Genomic DNA, 15,426 nt, shown 5'->3' with positions numbered 1-15,426 from the left:
CCGGTTTGTTGCTATTCTGGCATGACTGGGAATTGAGACGATGCGCAGAGTCGTCATCACCGGAACGGGTGTCGTATCTCCGCTCGGCTGCGGCACGGAGATCACGTGGTCGCGGCTGATCGCCGGCCACAACGCGGCCTCCCGCGTCACCGCCTTCGACGTGAGCGACATCGCCGCCCAGATTGCCTGTTCCGTGCCGACCGACACCTCTGTCGAGGGCGGCTTCAATCCGGATGACTGGATGGAGCCCAAGGAACAGCGCAAGGTCGACAAGTTCATTCTCTTCGGCGTCGCCGCCGCCGACATGGCGCTCAGGGATGCCGGCTGGCATCCGCAGTCGCGCGAAGACCAGATCGCCACCGGCGTGATGATCGGCTCCGGCGTGGGCGGCCTCGAAGGCATCGTCGAGGCGGGCTACACGCTGCGCGACAAGGGTCCGCGCCGGGTCTCGCCCTTCTTCATTCCGGGCCGCCTGATCAACCTGATCTCCGGCCAGGTCTCGATCCGCCACGGCCTGCGCGGCCCCAACCATTCCGTCGTCACCGCCTGTTCCACCGGCGCGCACGCCATCGGCGACGCCGCCCGGCTGATCGCGCTCGGCGATGCCGACGTGATGGTCGCCGGCGGCGCGGAAGCGGCGATCTGCCGCATCGGCCTGGCGGGCTTCGCCGCCTGCAAGGCGCTGTCGACCTCCTACAACGACACGCCGGAAAAGGCCTCGCGCCCCTATGACCGCGACCGCGACGGCTTCGTCATGGGCGAGGGCGCGGCCACCGTGGTGCTCGAGGCGCTCGAACACGCCCAGGCGCGCGGCGCGAACATCATCGCCGAGGTGGTCGGCTACGGCCTGTCGGGCGACGCCTACCACATCACCGCGCCTGCGGAAGATGGCGACGGCGCCTACCGCTGCATGCAGATGGCCCTGAAGCGCGCCGGCCTCACGGCCGCCGATGTCGACTACATCAACGCCCACGGCACCTCGACCATGGCCGACACGATCGAGCTCGGCGCCGTCGAGCGGCTGGTCGGCGACGCCGCGTCGGGGATTTCCATGTCCTCGACCAAATCGGCCATCGGCCACCTGCTCGGCGCCGCCGGCGCGATGGAAGCCGTGTTCGCGGCGCTCGCCATCCGCGACAATGTCGCCCCGCCGACGCTCAATCTCGACAATCCCGAGGTCGAGACCAAGATAGATCTGGTTCCCAAGGTGGCACGCAACCGCCGGATCGACGTGGCGCTGTCCAATTCCTTCGGTTTTGGCGGCACCAACGCCTCGCTTGTCCTGAAACGATTCGCCGATTGAGGATCAGGAGCGCCGCCTCCCGGCGCGCTTGGCCTCGAACCGGGATTTCGCCACATTGAGCGGTATAGACACTGTCCAGGGTTTTGCCCTGCGTGAATTCCAGCGGAGATTGACCTCGTGAACGACCGCGATAATCAGAACAAGGGACTTTTCGGCCGGGCCGGCGACAAGAAAGGCGCTTCGGGTCCGATCGTGCCTGTGTCGCCGTCGCAGGCGCTGAAGCCGGAAAAGGCGCCGCAGCCGCCCAAGCGCTCGCGCCGCGCCCGCAACCAGGTGGTGGTGTTCCTCAATTTCATCCTGTCGCTGATCATTTTCATCGCCATCATCGGCGTTGGCGTCTTCTGGTACGGCAAGACCGAGTTCGAAGGCCCCGGTCCGCTCGACCAGACCACCGATTTCATGGTCCGTGACGGCGCCGGCTTGAACCAGATCGCCGCCGGGCTCGAGCGGCAGGGGATCATCGCCAACCAGCGCGTCTTCTCGCTCGGCGCCAAGAGCATGCTTGGCGACGACACGCTCAAGGCCGGCGAATACGAGATCAAGGCGCATGCCTCGATGCGCGACATCGTCGAGCTGATGCAGTCGGGCAAATCGATCCTGCATTCCTTCACTGTGCCGGAAGGCCAGACCGTGCAGCAAGTGTTCGACCGGCTGCGGGCGGACACGATGCTGGAGGGCGACCTGCCCGAGGAGATGCCGGCCGAAGGCGCGCTGCTGCCCGAAACCTACAAGTTTTCGCGCGGCACCACCCGCGCCGAGATCGTCGAGCAGATGGTCAAGGCGCAGACCCGGGCGCTGGCCGCTGTGTGGGAGCGGCGCGACCCCAACCTGCCGCTGGAGACCCCCGAGGAGCTGGTGATCCTGGCCTCCATCGTCGAGAAGGAAACCGCCAAAGCGGACGAGCGGCCGCGCGTGGCCGGCGTCTTCATCAACCGTCTCAACCAGGGCATGCGCCTGCAGTCGGATCCGACCATCATCTACGGCCTGTTCGGCGGCGCGGGAAAGCCCGCCGACCGGCCGATCTACAAGTCCGACGTCGACAAGCCCACGCCCTACAACACCTATGTGATCAACGGCCTGCCGCCGACGCCGATCGCCAATCCGGGCCGCGAGGCGATGGAGGCGGTCGCCAATCCGTCGCGCACAAAGGATCTCTACTTCGTCGCGGACGGCACCGGCGGCCACGCCTTCGCCGAGACGCTCGACGAGCACAACGCCAATGTCGCCCGCTGGCGCAGGCTCGAGGCCGAGCAGCTCAAGGCGGCGGAAGACGCGGCCGCGGCCAACGCCGCCGCGACAGAGGAAAAGCCGGCAGGCAATTGATCCGGATCGCCTGATGTGGGGCGCGCCGGGCCAGTCAAAATCGGTTGGGGCAACAGGGGGGTGGCATGGCGGTTCAGTCGATGACGGGCTTCGCGCGCCGTGAGGGCGAGGCCGAAGGCTGCCGCTTTGTCTGGGAGCTGCGCTCCGTCAACGGCAAGGGCCTGGATGTGCGGCTGCGGCTGCCGCAGGGCTTCGAGGCGCTGGAGCAGCCGGTGCGCAAGGCGACTGCCGCAGCCTTCGCCCGCGGCAACCTGCAGGTCACGCTCTCGGTCAGCGCCACCGGCGCCGCCGTCGAGGCCGTGGTCAACGAGGCGGCGCTCGAGGCGGTGATCAATCTCGTCAACAAGCTCGAAGACCGCATCGACGCGCGCAAGCCGGCGCTCGACGGCATTCTCAACATCAAGGGCGTGCTCGAATTCCGCGATCCCGAACTCTCGGACGCCCAGCGAGCGGCGCGCGACGCGGCGCTGCTGTCGGGCTTCCTGGCGGCGGTCGAGGACCTCAGGGCGATGCGGCTGTCGGAAGGCGCCGCACTCGCCCGGGTGCTTGCCGACCAGGTCGACCAGATCGAACGCCTGACGCTGATGGTCGAGGCCGACCCGTCGCGCTCGCCCGAAGCCATCCGAGATCGCCTGGCGGCCCAGGTGGCGGCGCTGATGGACAGCGGCGCCGGGCTCGACCGCGACCGGCTGCACATGGAAGCCGCGCTGCTTGCCACCAAGGCGGATCTCTGCGAGGAGATCGACCGGCTCAAGGCGCATGTCTCAGCCGCCCGGGCGCTGCTTGCGGGCGAGGGCGGGGCCGGCCGCCGGCTCGATTTCCTGGCCCAGGAATTCAACCGCGAAACCAACACCATATGTTCGAAATCCAATGCCGCGCCGGTGACCGCGATCGGGCTTGATTTGAAAGTCCTGATCGACCAGTTTCGCGAGCAAGTTCAAAATCTGGAGTAGCGATGAGCCAGCCGCCCGCCCATCTTCCCTCGGCCCGCATCAAGCGGCGCGGCCTCATGCTGGTGATTTCCTCGCCGTCGGGCGCCGGCAAGTCCACCATCGCCCGCAACCTGCTCGAACATGACGACGGGCTCAGCCTCTCGGTCAGCGTGACGACGCGGCAGCGCCGCGGCAGCGAGATCGAGGGCGTGCACTACCATTTCAAGTCCAAGCGCGATTTCGAGCGGATGCGCGATTCCGAGGCGCTGCTCGAATGGGCGGAGGTGCATGGCAACTGCTACGGCACGCCGCGCGAGGCCGCCGAGACGGCGATGGCCGAAGGCCGCGACATGCTGTTCGACATCGATTGGCAGGGCGCGCTGCAACTGCAGGAGAAGATGAGCGCCGACGTGGTCTCGATCTTCATCCTGCCGCCGTCGATGGAGGAACTGCGCGCCCGGCTGCACCGCCGCGCCGAGGATTCCGAGGAGGTGATCGAGCAGCGGCTCGCCAACGCCCGCTCGGAAATCGAGCACTGGCGCGAATATGATTACGTCGTCATCAACGACGACCTCGACCGGGCCTATTCGGCCGTGCGCGCCATCGTCCAGGCCGAGCGCCTGCGCCGCGACCGTCGCCCCGGCCTGTTCGATTTCGTCAAGGGCCTGCTCGAGGGCTGATCGGCAGCCGCGATTCCCGCCGCATTACCGCGTCATCAGCCGCGGCAAGCCCCGGCGCCCGTCGGTGAGCCCGATCGCCGCCTGGACGATCGCCTCGGCGTCAATTCCGAAATGATGGTAGAGATCGCCGATGGTGCCGGTCTGGCCGAAATGCTCGACGCCGAGCGGAATCGTCTGGTGGCCCTGCACCGAGCCGATCCAGCCGAGCGTCGCCGGATGGCCGTCGATGACGGTGACGAGCTTGCAATGCCGGGGGAGCGCCGAGGTCAGCGTCTCGATATGGCTTTCGGCGTTCGCATTGCCGCGCGCCCGGGCGCGCTGCGCCGCCGTCCAGCCGGCGTTGAGCCGGTCGGCCGAGGTCACCGCCAGCACGCCGACATCGCGCCGCGTCTCGGCGATGCGGCCCGCCGCCTTGATCGCTTCGGGCGCCACGGCGCCCTGATAGGCGATCACCACCTCGCAATTGGGTCCCGGCTTGCGCAGCCAGTAGGCGCCGTCGATGGCGCCCTGGCGGAAATCCTCGTCGGCGCGGGTGCCCGGCTGCTCGATCGGGTTGGTGGTGAGCCTCAGATAGACCGAGCCGCCGGTCTCGTCGCGCAACCAGGTGCGCTCGTCCGGATCGCCCTCGCCATCCTTCTGCATGTAGTCGAAGGCCCATTTCATGATCACCGCCAGCTCGTCGGCGAAGGCCGGCTCGAATGCCGCCAGCCCGTCCTGGCTCATGCCGATCAGCGGCGAGCCGATCGACTGGTGCGCGCCGCCTTCCGGCGCCAGCGTCACGCCCGAGGGGGTGCCGACGATCATGAAGCGCGAATCCTGGTAGCAGGCGTAGTTGAGCGCGTCCAACCCGCGGGCGACGAAGGGATCGTAGACCGTGCCGATCGGGATCAGCCGCTTGCCGAACAGCGAATGCGACAGGCCGGCGGCGCCTAAGAGCAGGAACAGGTTCATCTCGGCGATGCCGAGTTCGATGTGCTGGCCGTCGGGCGCGAATTCCCATTTCGCGGTCGAGGGAATGTTGTGGGTCTTGAACGTGTCGGCGCGGGCCTCGCGGGCAAACAGCTTGCGGCGGTTGACCCAGGGGCCGAGATTGGTGGTGCCGGTGACGTCGGGCGAGGTGGTGACGATGCGGGCGGCGAGCTCGCTGTCGGTCTTGGAGAGATCGTCGAGGATCTTGCCAAACGCCATCTGCGTCGAGATCTCGCGGTCTGTCGCAAGCTCAATCTGAGGCGTGGCAATCACGTGGTCGGTGTAGCGCCGCCGGCCCTTGGCAAAGAACGGCGTCCGGTCGAGGAAAGCCTGGAGCGCGTCCGGATCCTCGACTGTGGCGAATTTCTCCCACTCCTCTCCCTCCGGCACGCCCATGTGGCGCTGCCACTCGGCCATCTGGGTCTTGTTCATGAGCCCGCCATGATTGTCCTTGTGGCCGGCGATCGGCGTGCCCCAGCCCTTGATCGTGTAGGCCAGGAAACAGACCGGCCGGTCGTGGTCGATCGACGCGAAGGCGTCGGCCATGGTCGAGACGCAGTTGCCGCCGAGGTTCTCCATGAGATCGGCCAGTTCCCGGTCGGAGCGCGCCTCGATCAGTGCCGTGACATCGCCCTGGTCGCCGAGATCGTCCATCAGGCGCTTGCGCCACACGGCTCCGCCCATGAAGGTGAGCGCCGCGTAGAGCTGGTTGGGGCAAGCGTCGATCCAGTCTTTCAGCTTGTCGCCGCCTTTCTCAGTGAAGGCCGCGCGCTGCAGATGGCCGTACTTGACCCTGACCACCTCCCAGCCGAAGGCCTCGAAGATCTTCTCGACGCGGCGGAACAGGCCCTCGTGGACGATGCCGTCGAGCGACTGCCGATTGTAGTCGATGATCCACCAGGTGTTGCGCAGGTCGTTCTTCCAGCCTTCCTGCAGCGTCTCGTAGATATTGCCCTCGTCGAGCTCGGCGTCGCCGACCAGCGCCACCATGCGGCCGAGCTTCATGTCGCGGCCCCAGTCCTTGGCGGCAATGTAGTCCTGGACGATCGAGGCGAAGGAGGTGATGGCGACGCCGAGCCCCACCGAGCCGGTGGAGAAATCGACATCGTCGATGTCCTTGGTCCGCGACGGGTAGGACTGCACGCCGCCGAAGCCCCGGAAATTCTCCATCTTCTCGCGCGTCTGGTTGCCCATCAGGTACTGGATGGCGTGGAAGATCGGCGAGGCGTGCGGCTTGACCGCCACCCGGTCCTGAGGCCTCAGCGCCGAAAAATAGAGCGCCGTCAGGATCGACACCATCGAGGCGGACGAGGCCTGGTGGCCGCCCACCTTGATGCCGTCCGCCTTGGGGCGGATGTGGTTGGCATTGTGGATCATCCAGTGCGACAGCCACAACAGCCGCAGCTCGATGGTCTTGAGATGTGCCCTGTCGCTCATGGTTCCGGTGTGCCCCCCTGCATGACCGTGATGAATTTGCCGGTGTCGATGTTGCCGCCGCAGAGGATGACGCCGACGCGCTTGCCCTGCATCCGCTCCTTCTCCTGCATCAGCGCGGCGAGCGGCGCGGCCCCCGCGCCCTCGGCCACATTGTGGCTGCAGCGGAAATAGGTGCGGATGGCCTCGGCCACCTCGTCGTCGCTGACCGCCACGATCCGCGCGGCACCCGCGGCGTAGATGTCGAAGGCTTCCTTCACCGGCACCCGCACCGCCATTCCGTCGGCGAAGGTCCGCGCGGTTTCGGTCTCGACCAGCTCGCCCGCCTCGACCGACAGCTTCGCGGCCTGCGCCTCGGTCGACACCACGCCGACGATCTTCGTCCTGAGCCCCATCGCGTCGCGCACCGCGATCGTCGAGCAGATGCCCGAGCCGCAGCCGATCGGCACATAGACCGTGTCGAGGTCCGGCTGGGCGGAAAACAGCTCATACGCATAGGTGGCCACGCCGCGGGCGAGCTCCCGGTGGAACGGCGGCACGATGGCCAGCCCCTCGGCCCCGGCCACCCGAACGGCCTCGAGCCGCGCCTCGTCGAAATCGCGCCCGAAGAGGATCACCTCGGCGCCGAAGGCGCTCATCGCGGCGTTCTTCTCGGGCGAATTGCCTTCCGGCACATAGATCTTCGCCTTCAGCCCGGCGGCGGTCGCGGCCCGCGCCTGGCTCTGGCCGTGATTGCCGCGGGTGGCGGTGCAGATGCCGCGCATCTCGGGCCGGGTGCGCTTGAGCCAGTCGATGAAGGTGATGCCGCCGCGCACCTTGAAGGCGCCGGTGGGCGTGTGGTTCTCGTGCTTGATCCAGGTCTCGATGCCGAGCGCGCGGTTGATCAGCGGCCAGCTATATTGCGGCGTGGGCGCCATGTGGCGGTGGACGAGCGCCGCCGCGTCTTCGATCTCTTCAAGCGTGAACATCACTTTGCGGTCCTTGTGCGTTGCCTGCAGACTAGTCTGTCCTTTTGAGATATCCTATGCGATATTCGCTCTTGTTCTCCATCGATTGAGTGGGAAAACGCGTGAATCGGCCATTTTCTGGTGGAAAACAGCATGGATGACAAAGACGTCGCGATCCTGCGTCTTCTCGCCGCCGACGGCCGGATGTCGCTCAACGATCTGAGCGAGACCGTGGGCCTGAGCCCGACTCCCACCGCGCGCCGGGTCAAGCATCTCGAAGCCAGCGGCGTCATCACCGGCTACAATGCGCGGCTTGACGAGACCGCGCTCGGCTTTCCGGTCTCCGTCTTCGTCTCCGTCCAGCTCGAAAAGCAGGTCGACGAGGCCCTGGCGATCTTCGAGGAGGCGATCAAGCGCTTTCCCGAGGTGGTCGACTGCTGGCTGATGACCGGAAACCGCGACTATCTGATGCGCGTGGCCACCCGCGATCTCGCCGACTTCGAGCGGTTCCTCACCCAGCGCCTGACAAAGATCAAGGGCGTGGCCTCGATCCAGTCCTCCATCCCGCTGCGCCGGGTCAAGGCGATGCCGGCCCGCATTCCCTGAAGCGTCGCCCGGGCGGGCCCGACCTGTCAAGGACCGGTCCCCGCCCGACCGCGCGCGCAGGAGCGCTCAGGCCGCCGCCCGGACCGGATCGCCCTCGAGCGCCTGGGCGAGGTCGTCGATAATGTCGGCCACATCCTCGAGCCCCACCGACAGCCGGATCAGCCCGTCGGAAATGCCATGCTCGGCGCGTTCCTCGGCGGTGTAGGTCGAATGGGTCATGCTGGCCGGGTGCTGGATCAGCGATTCCGCGTCGCCGAGCGAGACGGCGCGGCCGATCATCGCGAGCCGGTTCATCAGCCGCCGCCCGGCCTCGATGCCGCCGTCGAGTTCGAAGGCGATCATCGCGCCGAAGCCGGGCATCTGCCGTGCGGCCAGCTCATGCTGGGCGAAGCTTCTGAGCCCCGGATACTGCACCTTCGTGACGCCCGCCGCACCTTCCAGCATGGCGGCGACTTCTTGCGCATTGGCGCAGTGCCGCTCCATCCTGAGCGCCAGCGTCTTCAGCCCGCGCAGGATCAGCATGGCGTTGAACGGCGCCATCACCGCCCCGGTCATGTCCTTCATGCCGTAAAGCCGGATCTGCGAGACCTGTTCGGCGCGCCCGACCAGGAGGCCCGCCACCACGTCGCCATGGCCGCCGAGATATTTGGTGGCGGAATGGACGACGATGTCGGCGCCGAGTTCGATCGGCCGCGTCAGGTAGGGGGTGGCGTAGGTGTTGTCGACCACCACCGTCGCCCCGCCGGCATGCGCGATCTCGGACACCGCGGCGATGTCGACCAGCCGCATGTTGGGGTTCGCGGGCGTCTCGAAATAGACCACCCGCGTCTTCTCCGAGATCGCTGCTGCGAGGTTTTGCGGCTCGGTCATGTCGACATGGGTGATGGTGATGCCGAACTTGGCGAGCCCGTGGCGCATGAAGGCGAAGGTGCAGCCGTAAAGGGTCTTGTCGACGATCACCTCGTCGCCCGGCGCCAGCAGCGTCCACAGCGTGGCGGCGATCGCGCCCATGCCCGAGGACAGCGCCAGGCCCGCCTCGGCGCCTTCCAGCACGGCGATGCGCTTCTCGAGAAGATCGAGCGTCGGATTGGAGATGCGCGAATAGACATGGCCCGGCCGCTCGCCCGCGAACATCTCGCCCCCGGCTTCGGCGCTTTCGAAGGCGAAGGTCGAGGTCAAATGCAGGGGCGGAGTCAGCGCGCCCTCATTGTCCATCGGATTGTAGCCGTGGTGGATGGCGCGGGTGGAGAAACTGGGGCTGCGGGTGGTCATGGCGGGTCCTTTCCGATGCGGCGGGCTCCCTCCGGATCAATCCGGAGCCGGCGCGCTGAGCTGCAGCACCATTATTGCCTATCTTCAAAGGCATCGGATTGCTATTTATGCCCTAACGGGCAAGCGTATTGGCAGAATCTGCCAGGGAGAGTGACAATGGACAGCAAGGATCGCCAGATCATCCGGACGCTGCAGACGAACGCCCGCATGACCAACCAGGATCTCGCCGCGGCGGTCAACCTGTCGCCGTCGCCCTGTCTGAGAAGGCTGCGCAATCTCGAGGACAGCGGCGCGATCCGCGGCTACAGCGTCGATGTCGACGCCAAGGCCTACGGGCTGCCGATGATGGTGTTCATCCGCATCCGGCTGGAGCGCCACACCGGCAGCCACATCCAGGAGTTCGAGGCCAGGATCCGGGCGATCGACGAGGTGCTGGAGTGCCATCTGATGACCGGGCCGGCGGATTACCTTCTGCGCGTCGTCGTGTCCGGCCTCGACCATTACGAGGATTTCATCCGCAACCGCATCCACGCCATCGGCGGCATCGCCTCGATCGACACCAGCATCGTCTATGGAACGGTCAAGAAAACCGGCGTGTTCCCGGCGCTGGCCTGAGCGCGAGGCCCGCGGCCCGGCGGTCCGGGCGGCGGATCAGAGAGCCTCTGCCAGCGCGCAGAATTCGGCGACGCTCAGCGTCTCGGCGCGGCGGGTGGGGTCGATGCCGACGCGGGCGAGCAGCGCCTCGCCGCCGAGCGGCTTCACGCTCTGGCGCAGCATCTTGCGGCGCTGGCCGAAGGCGGCGTGGGTGACGCGCTCGAGCTTCGCCAGATCGCAGGGCAGGCGTTCGGCGAGCGGCAGGATGCTCACCACGCTGGAGATGACCTTGGGCGGCGGCGTGAAGGCCTGCGGCGGCACGTCGAACAGGATCTCGCTGTGCGTGAGCCAGCCGGCGAGCACGCCCAGCCGGCCGTAATGGTTCGACCCTGGAGCCGCGACGATGCGCTGGCCCACTTCCTTCTGGAACATCAGCGTCATCGACGTCCAGAACGGGTTGTCCACGTCCGCCGTCAGCCAGTTGATCAACAATTGGGTGCCGACATTGTAGGGCAGGTTGGCGACGATGCGGGCGGGTGCGCCTTGCGCCAGCACTGCCAGATCGGTCTTCAGCGCATCGCCCTCGACGATCTCGAGCCGCCCCGGATAGCGCGCGGAAATCTCCTCGAGGATCGGCAGGCAGCGCGGGTCGCGCTCGATCGCCACGACGCGAGACGCGCCCTGCGCCAGCAGTGCGCGCGTGAGACCGCCCGGGCCGGGGCCTATCTCGAACACGGTGAAGCCTTCGAGCGGGCCGGCCGAGCGGGCGATCTTCGCCGTCAGGTTGAGGTCGAACAGGAAGTTCTGGCCGAGCGCCTTCTTGGGGGCAAGCCCGTGCGCCGCCACCACGTCGCGCAGCGGCGGCAGGTCGTCCTGGGGTGACGCCATTACGCCGCACTCGCGGCGCGGGAGGCTTCGGTCCGCGCCATCGTGTCGGCGAGCTTGAGCGCGGCCACCAGGCTGTCGGCGCGCGCCGTGCCCTTGCCGGCGAGCGAGAACGCCGTGCCGTGGTCCGGCGAGGTGCGGATGAAGGGCAGGCCGAGGGTGACGTTGACCGAATCGTGAAACCCGAGCGTCTTGGCCGGGATCAGCGCCTGGTCGTGATACATGCAGATCGCCGCGTCATAGGTTGCGCGCGCCTCGGCGTGGAACATGGTGTCGGCGGGCAGGGGGCCGAAGGCGTTGATGCCCGACGCGCGCAGCTCTGCGATCGCCGGGACGATGATCTGTGCATCCTCCGAGCCCAGCGCGCCGTCCTCGCCCGCATGGGGATTGAGGCCGGAGACCGCGATCCGCGGGTTGGCGACGCCGAAGCGGGAAGCCAGGTCGCGGGCGACGATGCGCGCTGTTGCGACGATCGCCTCGCGGCTGAGCGTGTCGGCGACCTGCCTCAGGGGAATATGGATGGTGACCGGCGCCACCCGCAGATGCGGACCGGCGAGCAGCATCACCGGCATCAGCGGCGGGTCCTGCGGCGATCCGCTCGCCGCTCTGGCGAGATGGGCCAGATATTCCGTATGTCCCGGAAAGGCAAAGCCCGTGGCGTAGAGCACCGATTTGGCGATCGGATTGGTCACCACCGCGCGGGCGCGGCCGGCGAGCGTCAGGTCGACCGCGCGGCGGATGGCTTCCACGGTCGCGCCGGCATTGGCCGGATCCGGGGTGCCTGCGACCGCCGTCGCGACGAGCGGCACGGCGAGGACCGGCAGGGCCGTCCCGAAATCCGCCGCCGCGCCTTCCGGCGACGCCTCGGTGAGCGGTACATCGAGGCCGAGCAGCTTCGCCCGCGCGTCGAGCATGCGCGGGTCGCCGATCAGGAAGAACGGGGGCAGGCCCAGTTCGGTCCGGTGGATCCAGGCGTGAAGGGCCAGATCCGGGCCGATGCCGGCGGGATCGCCCATGGTCAAGGCCAGCGCGCGGCGGTTCCCGGTCATGTGGGCGGAGGTCCTACTTGTTGGCGATGACGGCGCGCTTGCGCAGTTCCGCAAGATGCTTCTTGGCCGCCTCGGATTCCCCGGCGCCGTCGTTTTCCGAGCGGAACACCATCTCGGCGGCCTTGTCGTCGGACACCGTCTTGGCCGAGCAGATGACGATGAACTCGACACCGCGCTCGGTGATCCGCGTCGGCGTGGCGCCGCCGGCCTTGGTCTTCTCGATCAGCGGCTTCCAGTCCGGCGGCAATTGCGGCTGCATGATGCGGCCGAGCTGGCGCAGTGTGACGTCGCGCAGGTTGCCGATCGCGGCGGCGGCGTTGTCGCAGCCCTGGTAGCGTCCGCGCAACTGGTCGGCTTCCCGCTTGCGGGCATTGATGGTGGCGTTCGACCGCTTGTTGGCGGGAACCACGAAAATCACCTGCTGCAGGATGTATTCCGTGGTCGAGGGCTTGTCGTCGCCGCGCTCGAGCATTTTCGAGACGAGGTCCTGGGTCGACATGCCGCCGCCGCTGCTGCCGCCGAGCGCCTGCGCCACCCGTCCCCAGCTCATCTGCACCTGGATGTAGCGCTTGAAGTGCTTCGGCGTCACGCCAGCCTGGTTGAGCACCTGCGAGAGCTGGCTGGCGGATAGGTTGTTGGACTTTGCGAAGCGCTCGAACGAGGCTTCGACCTCGGCGTCGGAGGCGAGAAGGCGGACGCGCGCGGCTTCCTGGCCCTTGAGCGCCTCCTCGACGAGCTGTTCGCGCGCCTTCTCGCCGAGATTGCCGCCGGTGCGCTGCAATTTCAGGAAGGCGACGCGCCGGGCGATGTCGACGCTGGTGATCGCCTGGTTGTTCACCACGATCTTGATTTCGCTTGCAGCCATGGCGGGCGGCGCCGAGAGCGGCGCCAGCGAAAACGCCAAAGCCGCACACATCAGCAAGCCGGGGAAGCGAAAGATCGCGGGAAGGTGCATGCGTTCAGGTCCTCTTATTCCGGTAAAAACCGACACGGCCAGTTTTGCAAATCCGAAGCCGCCCGTAAATGCCAACTTCATGCGGCGAAAACGAGGCGGCGCGGCGCCGGGATCGGTTCAGTCGTGCCTGCTGGCGTCAGAAGCTCGGCTTGAGCAGCGGGCTTGAGACATCGCCCTGCGCGAAACCGCCCAGCGTGCGGAAACTCAACCGCGCGCCGATCTTCCAGTCCCTGGCTTCGGTGTTGGCATCGTCGCGGGTATGCTCATAGGCCAAGGAGAACGCGAAGCACTCGTCCTCGTACAGGAGGCCGAATGCCCGCCGGTTGAACTTCTCGTCCACCAGGTCATAGCTCGTCGAGCCCGCCACGCTCCAGTAGTCATGCAGCTTGAGCGTCGCCAGGGCGGTGACTTCGCGGCGGTCGTCCTCGGCGAAGACATTGGGCCGGGGCGCCTTGATCTCGCTGTAGGTCAGCGCCGTCGACAGCCGTCCTGCGCTCAGCCCGGCGCGCACGTCGGTGCGCTCCATGCGGAAATCGTCCTTGTCGAAGCGGGCCGAGGTCGCCAGCGAGAAGCCCCTGTAGGACACGCCCGCCATGCCGACATAATCGGACACGTCGTTCTCGAGTCCCGAGTTCCGCGTCGCCTGCGACAGATCCGGCGCGGCGAAGGAATTGAGACCGGCCAGGTGATAGCTCTGTCCGAAAACCGCCTGCGTCTGGAACCCGTTGTCGTAACTGCCGGTGTAGCGCATGCCGACATTGGCGCGGACGCCGCCCTCGGCCCGGTCGAAGCCGGAGAACTTGTCGCGTTCAAACAGCGAGGTCGCGTCGAACACGAAGCTCTGCGCATCCTCGTTGGGAATGCCGCCGGCCAGTTGCTCGTCGGGGCGCACGAAGACCTGCGCGATCGGCTCCAGCACATGGCTCGAACCGGCGGTGGTCATCAGCACCGGATAGCTGGCTTCGAGACCCGCGGTCACCATGCCGCGCGTGTGGCTGCCATTGCCGGCGAAGGTGCCGTTGTAATCGGTCGGAGCGGTGTCGACATCCACCGCGTTCATGTCGCCGCGCGCCGCCAGGATCGGCGTCAGCCTGAGCCCGTTCATCGCGGTCAGCGTCCGCTTCCATTCCAGCTCGGCGCTGAGCCGCGAATTGGAGCCGGCGAAGCCCTTGTAGCGGTCAGGACCGGTCTGGATCTTGAATTCATTGGTCTTGCGGGAGAGCGAATAGCCATTGACGTCGAGCGTCAGCTCGCCGCCGGCGACCGGATCGCTGAAGGTCCGCCGGTAGTCGAGCGACGGATGCACCACGGCCTGCTGCCGTTCCGCCAGGTCGTTCGGGTCGTTGGCTTCCTGCATGTCGAACCGGTAGGCCCTGAGGTCGAACAGGCTGCGGTTGGACAGGCCGGTCAGATAGACCTCGGACCTGACCGTGCTGGCGCTGTAGCCGTCGATGGCGTAGGTCCGGGAAAAATTGTTGTCCGACTGGATCATCGCGTCCCAGCCGAAGGTCCAGCGCGGATTGATCCGGAACTGGCCGGTGCTGCCGATCATGCCGCGCCGGGTTTCCAGCGCGTCGGTCGTCCGCGGCGTGAATTCTTCCGGCTTGCGCTGCGAGATGCCGGCCATGCGCAGAACGACCTCGCCATTGGCGAAATTGCGCCGGAACTCCGCCTCGCCGAGGAACCCCTGCTTGGAATAGGCGGTGCCTGTGAAGGTCGCGTCCATATAGGGGGAAATGACGAGGTAATAGGGGACCTTCACGCCATGGCCGAACTCGTCGGAGCTGCTGTAGCTCGGCGCCAGGAACCCGGATTTGCGCTTGGCGTCGTGATCGGGAACCTCGAGATAGGGAAGGTAGGCGATCGGCATGCCGAACAGCTCGAACGTCGCGTGCTCCATCCGGATCGTCTTGGTCTCGCCGTTCTGGGTGACGCGCCTGGCCTTGACCTGCCAGAACGGCGCCCGGTCGGGATTTTCCGCGCAGGGCTCGCAGGCGGTGTAGACGCCGTTATTGAACGTGGTCATCGTGGCGCTGCTGCGCTCGGCGCTTTCGGCGGCGATGCGGGTGTTGTCCGGCGTCTCGATCCTAAGCGCGTTGAGGAACCCGTCCGAGAAGGTGTCGGTCACGTCGAGATTGTCGGCATAGATCCGGTTGCCGGTCGGCTCGACCATTTCGACCGAGCCGCTGGCCTTCACCCGGCCGCTGGTCTGGTCGTACTCGACGCGGTCCGCCACCAGCTTGTAATTGCCGTAGTCGATCTGCACGCTGCCCGACGCCACGACCACGCCGGTGTCGTTGTTGTAGATGAGTTCGTCCGCGGCGAGCAGCATCTTCTGGCCGTCCTGCACGCTGATATTGCCCGGAATCGCCACCTGGGCCGAGGCTTCGGGGGTTGAAAGGGCAAAAATTGCACACAGGGCCACGCCAGCGCTCAAGGCGCTAGCCAACGCAATTACTCCAGACCGGCGCACACCT

13 protein-coding genes are annotated in these 15,426 nt (G+C 66.9%); 6 read left to right on the top strand and 7 right to left on the bottom strand.

What is annotated here, in order from left to right:
- Positions 1-40: 40 nt before the first annotated feature.
- The 4 genes from fabF to gmk all read left to right on the top strand — a co-directional run bounded on the left by fabF (position 41) and on the right by gmk (position 4,238).
- Positions 41-1,303, top strand: coding sequence for a beta-ketoacyl-ACP synthase II (gene fabF, locus LL06_RS11960; RefSeq protein WP_035526703.1), 1,263 nt, complete (start codon positions 41-43; stop codon positions 1,301-1,303).
- A gap of 117 nt (positions 1,304-1,420) precedes the next feature.
- Complete coding sequence (mltG, locus tag LL06_RS11955; RefSeq protein WP_035526700.1) at positions 1,421-2,626, top strand: endolytic transglycosylase MltG; 1,206 nt, start codon at positions 1,421-1,423, stop codon at positions 2,624-2,626.
- A 65-nt stretch (positions 2,627-2,691) separates the two neighbouring features.
- The gene (locus tag LL06_RS11950) at positions 2,692-3,579 is read left to right on the top strand and encodes a YicC/YloC family endoribonuclease (RefSeq protein ID WP_035526697.1); all 888 of its coding nucleotides are present in this window, start codon (positions 2,692-2,694) and stop codon (positions 3,577-3,579) included.
- A 2-nt stretch (positions 3,580-3,581) separates the two neighbouring features.
- Positions 3,582-4,238 (top strand): guanylate kinase, encoded by a 657-nt coding sequence (gene gmk / locus LL06_RS11945; protein ID WP_035526694.1) that lies wholly within the window; start codon positions 3,582-3,584, stop codon positions 4,236-4,238.
- A 24-nt stretch (positions 4,239-4,262) separates the two neighbouring features.
- On the opposite strand, the gene LL06_RS11940 is transcribed toward gmk, so the two are convergent.
- Entirely contained in the window at positions 4,263-6,644 is a 2,382-nt protein-coding gene (locus tag LL06_RS11940; RefSeq protein WP_035526691.1) for a 1-deoxy-D-xylulose-5-phosphate synthase N-terminal domain-containing protein, read from the bottom strand.
- On the bottom strand, positions 6,641-7,609 hold the full coding sequence (locus LL06_RS11935; RefSeq protein ID WP_035526687.1) for a threonine dehydratase: 969 nt from the start codon (positions 7,607-7,609) through the stop codon (positions 6,641-6,643). Before LL06_RS11935 ends, LL06_RS11940 begins: the two co-directional genes overlap by 4 nt.
- A gap of 132 nt (positions 7,610-7,741) precedes the next feature.
- Here LL06_RS11935 and LL06_RS11930 point away from each other — a divergent pair, with 132 nt between their 5' ends.
- Positions 7,742-8,194, top strand: a complete 453-nt coding sequence (locus LL06_RS11930) for an Lrp/AsnC family transcriptional regulator (protein WP_035526684.1) — start codon at positions 7,742-7,744, stop codon at positions 8,192-8,194.
- A 66-nt stretch (positions 8,195-8,260) separates the two neighbouring features.
- Here the strand turns inward: LL06_RS11930 and LL06_RS11925 are convergent, their stop codons facing one another.
- Positions 8,261-9,466 carry a methionine gamma-lyase gene (locus LL06_RS11925; RefSeq protein ID WP_035526681.1) on the bottom strand — a complete coding sequence of 402 codons (1,206 nt, stop codon included), beginning with the start codon at positions 9,464-9,466 and terminating at the stop codon, positions 8,261-8,263.
- 156 nt (positions 9,467-9,622) lie between these two features.
- Between LL06_RS11925 and LL06_RS11920 the strand changes: the two genes are divergently transcribed.
- A complete protein-coding gene (locus tag LL06_RS11920; protein WP_035526678.1) occupies positions 9,623-10,081 on the top strand; it encodes an Lrp/AsnC family transcriptional regulator in 459 nt (152 codons plus the stop codon).
- Between the two features lie 36 nt (positions 10,082-10,117).
- Here the strand turns inward: LL06_RS11920 and rsmA are convergent, their stop codons facing one another.
- The 4 genes from rsmA to LL06_RS11900 all read right to left on the bottom strand — a co-directional run bounded on the left by rsmA (position 10,118) and on the right by LL06_RS11900 (position 15,422).
- Positions 10,118-10,948: a 16S rRNA (adenine(1518)-N(6)/adenine(1519)-N(6))-dimethyltransferase RsmA gene (gene rsmA, locus LL06_RS11915; protein WP_035526675.1), complete on the bottom strand. Its 831-nt coding sequence runs from the start codon at positions 10,946-10,948 to the stop codon at positions 10,118-10,120.
- Complete coding sequence (gene pdxA, locus LL06_RS11910) at positions 10,948-11,994, bottom strand: 4-hydroxythreonine-4-phosphate dehydrogenase PdxA (RefSeq protein ID WP_035526672.1); 1,047 nt, start codon at positions 11,992-11,994, stop codon at positions 10,948-10,950. The genes rsmA and pdxA overlap by 1 nt, the downstream gene beginning before the upstream one ends.
- A gap of 13 nt (positions 11,995-12,007) precedes the next feature.
- Complete coding sequence (locus tag LL06_RS11905; protein WP_244447108.1) at positions 12,008-12,949, bottom strand: peptidylprolyl isomerase; 942 nt, start codon at positions 12,947-12,949, stop codon at positions 12,008-12,010.
- A gap of 136 nt (positions 12,950-13,085) precedes the next feature.
- Positions 13,086-15,422: an LPS-assembly protein LptD gene (locus tag LL06_RS11900; RefSeq protein ID WP_035526780.1), complete on the bottom strand. Its 2,337-nt coding sequence runs from the start codon at positions 15,420-15,422 to the stop codon at positions 13,086-13,088.
- Between the last annotated feature and the right edge of the window lie 4 nt (positions 15,423-15,426).

The sequence above is a fragment of the Hoeflea sp. BAL378 genome (genome assembly GCF_000759435.1).
Taxonomy (GTDB): domain Bacteria; phylum Pseudomonadota; class Alphaproteobacteria; order Rhizobiales; family Rhizobiaceae; genus Hoeflea.
The sequence above is the reverse complement of the archived record's forward strand: the minus strand, read 5'-3'. Positions and strand labels throughout refer to the sequence as shown.

Bases quoted from the DNA above. Each gene is read 5' to 3' on its own strand.
- fabF (WP_035526703.1), top strand. From the start codon at position 41: ATGCGCAGAGTCGTCATCACCGGAACGGGTGTCGTATCTCCGCTCGGC.
- LL06_RS11950 (WP_035526697.1), top strand. From the start codon at position 2,692: ATGGCGGTTCAGTCGATGACGGGCTTCGCGCGCCGTGAGGGCGAGGCC.
- gmk (WP_035526694.1), top strand. From the start codon at position 3,582: ATGAGCCAGCCGCCCGCCCATCTTCCCTCGGCCCGCATCAAGCGGCGC.
- LL06_RS11940 (WP_035526691.1), bottom strand. From the start codon at position 6,644: ATGAGCGACAGGGCACATCTCAAGACCATCGAGCTGCGGCTGTTGTGG.
- LL06_RS11935 (WP_035526687.1), bottom strand. From the start codon at position 7,609: ATGTTCACGCTTGAAGAGATCGAAGACGCGGCGGCGCTCGTCCACCGC.
- LL06_RS11930 (WP_035526684.1), top strand. From the start codon at position 7,742: ATGGATGACAAAGACGTCGCGATCCTGCGTCTTCTCGCCGCCGACGGC.
- LL06_RS11925 (WP_035526681.1), bottom strand. From the start codon at position 9,466: ATGACCACCCGCAGCCCCAGTTTCTCCACCCGCGCCATCCACCACGGC.
- LL06_RS11920 (WP_035526678.1), top strand. From the start codon at position 9,623: ATGGACAGCAAGGATCGCCAGATCATCCGGACGCTGCAGACGAACGCC.
- rsmA (WP_035526675.1), bottom strand. From the start codon at position 10,948: ATGGCGTCACCCCAGGACGACCTGCCGCCGCTGCGCGACGTGGTGGCG.
- pdxA (WP_035526672.1), bottom strand. From the start codon at position 11,994: ATGACCGGGAACCGCCGCGCGCTGGCCTTGACCATGGGCGATCCCGCC.
- LL06_RS11905 (WP_244447108.1), bottom strand. From the start codon at position 12,949: ATGCACCTTCCCGCGATCTTTCGCTTCCCCGGCTTGCTGATGTGTGCG.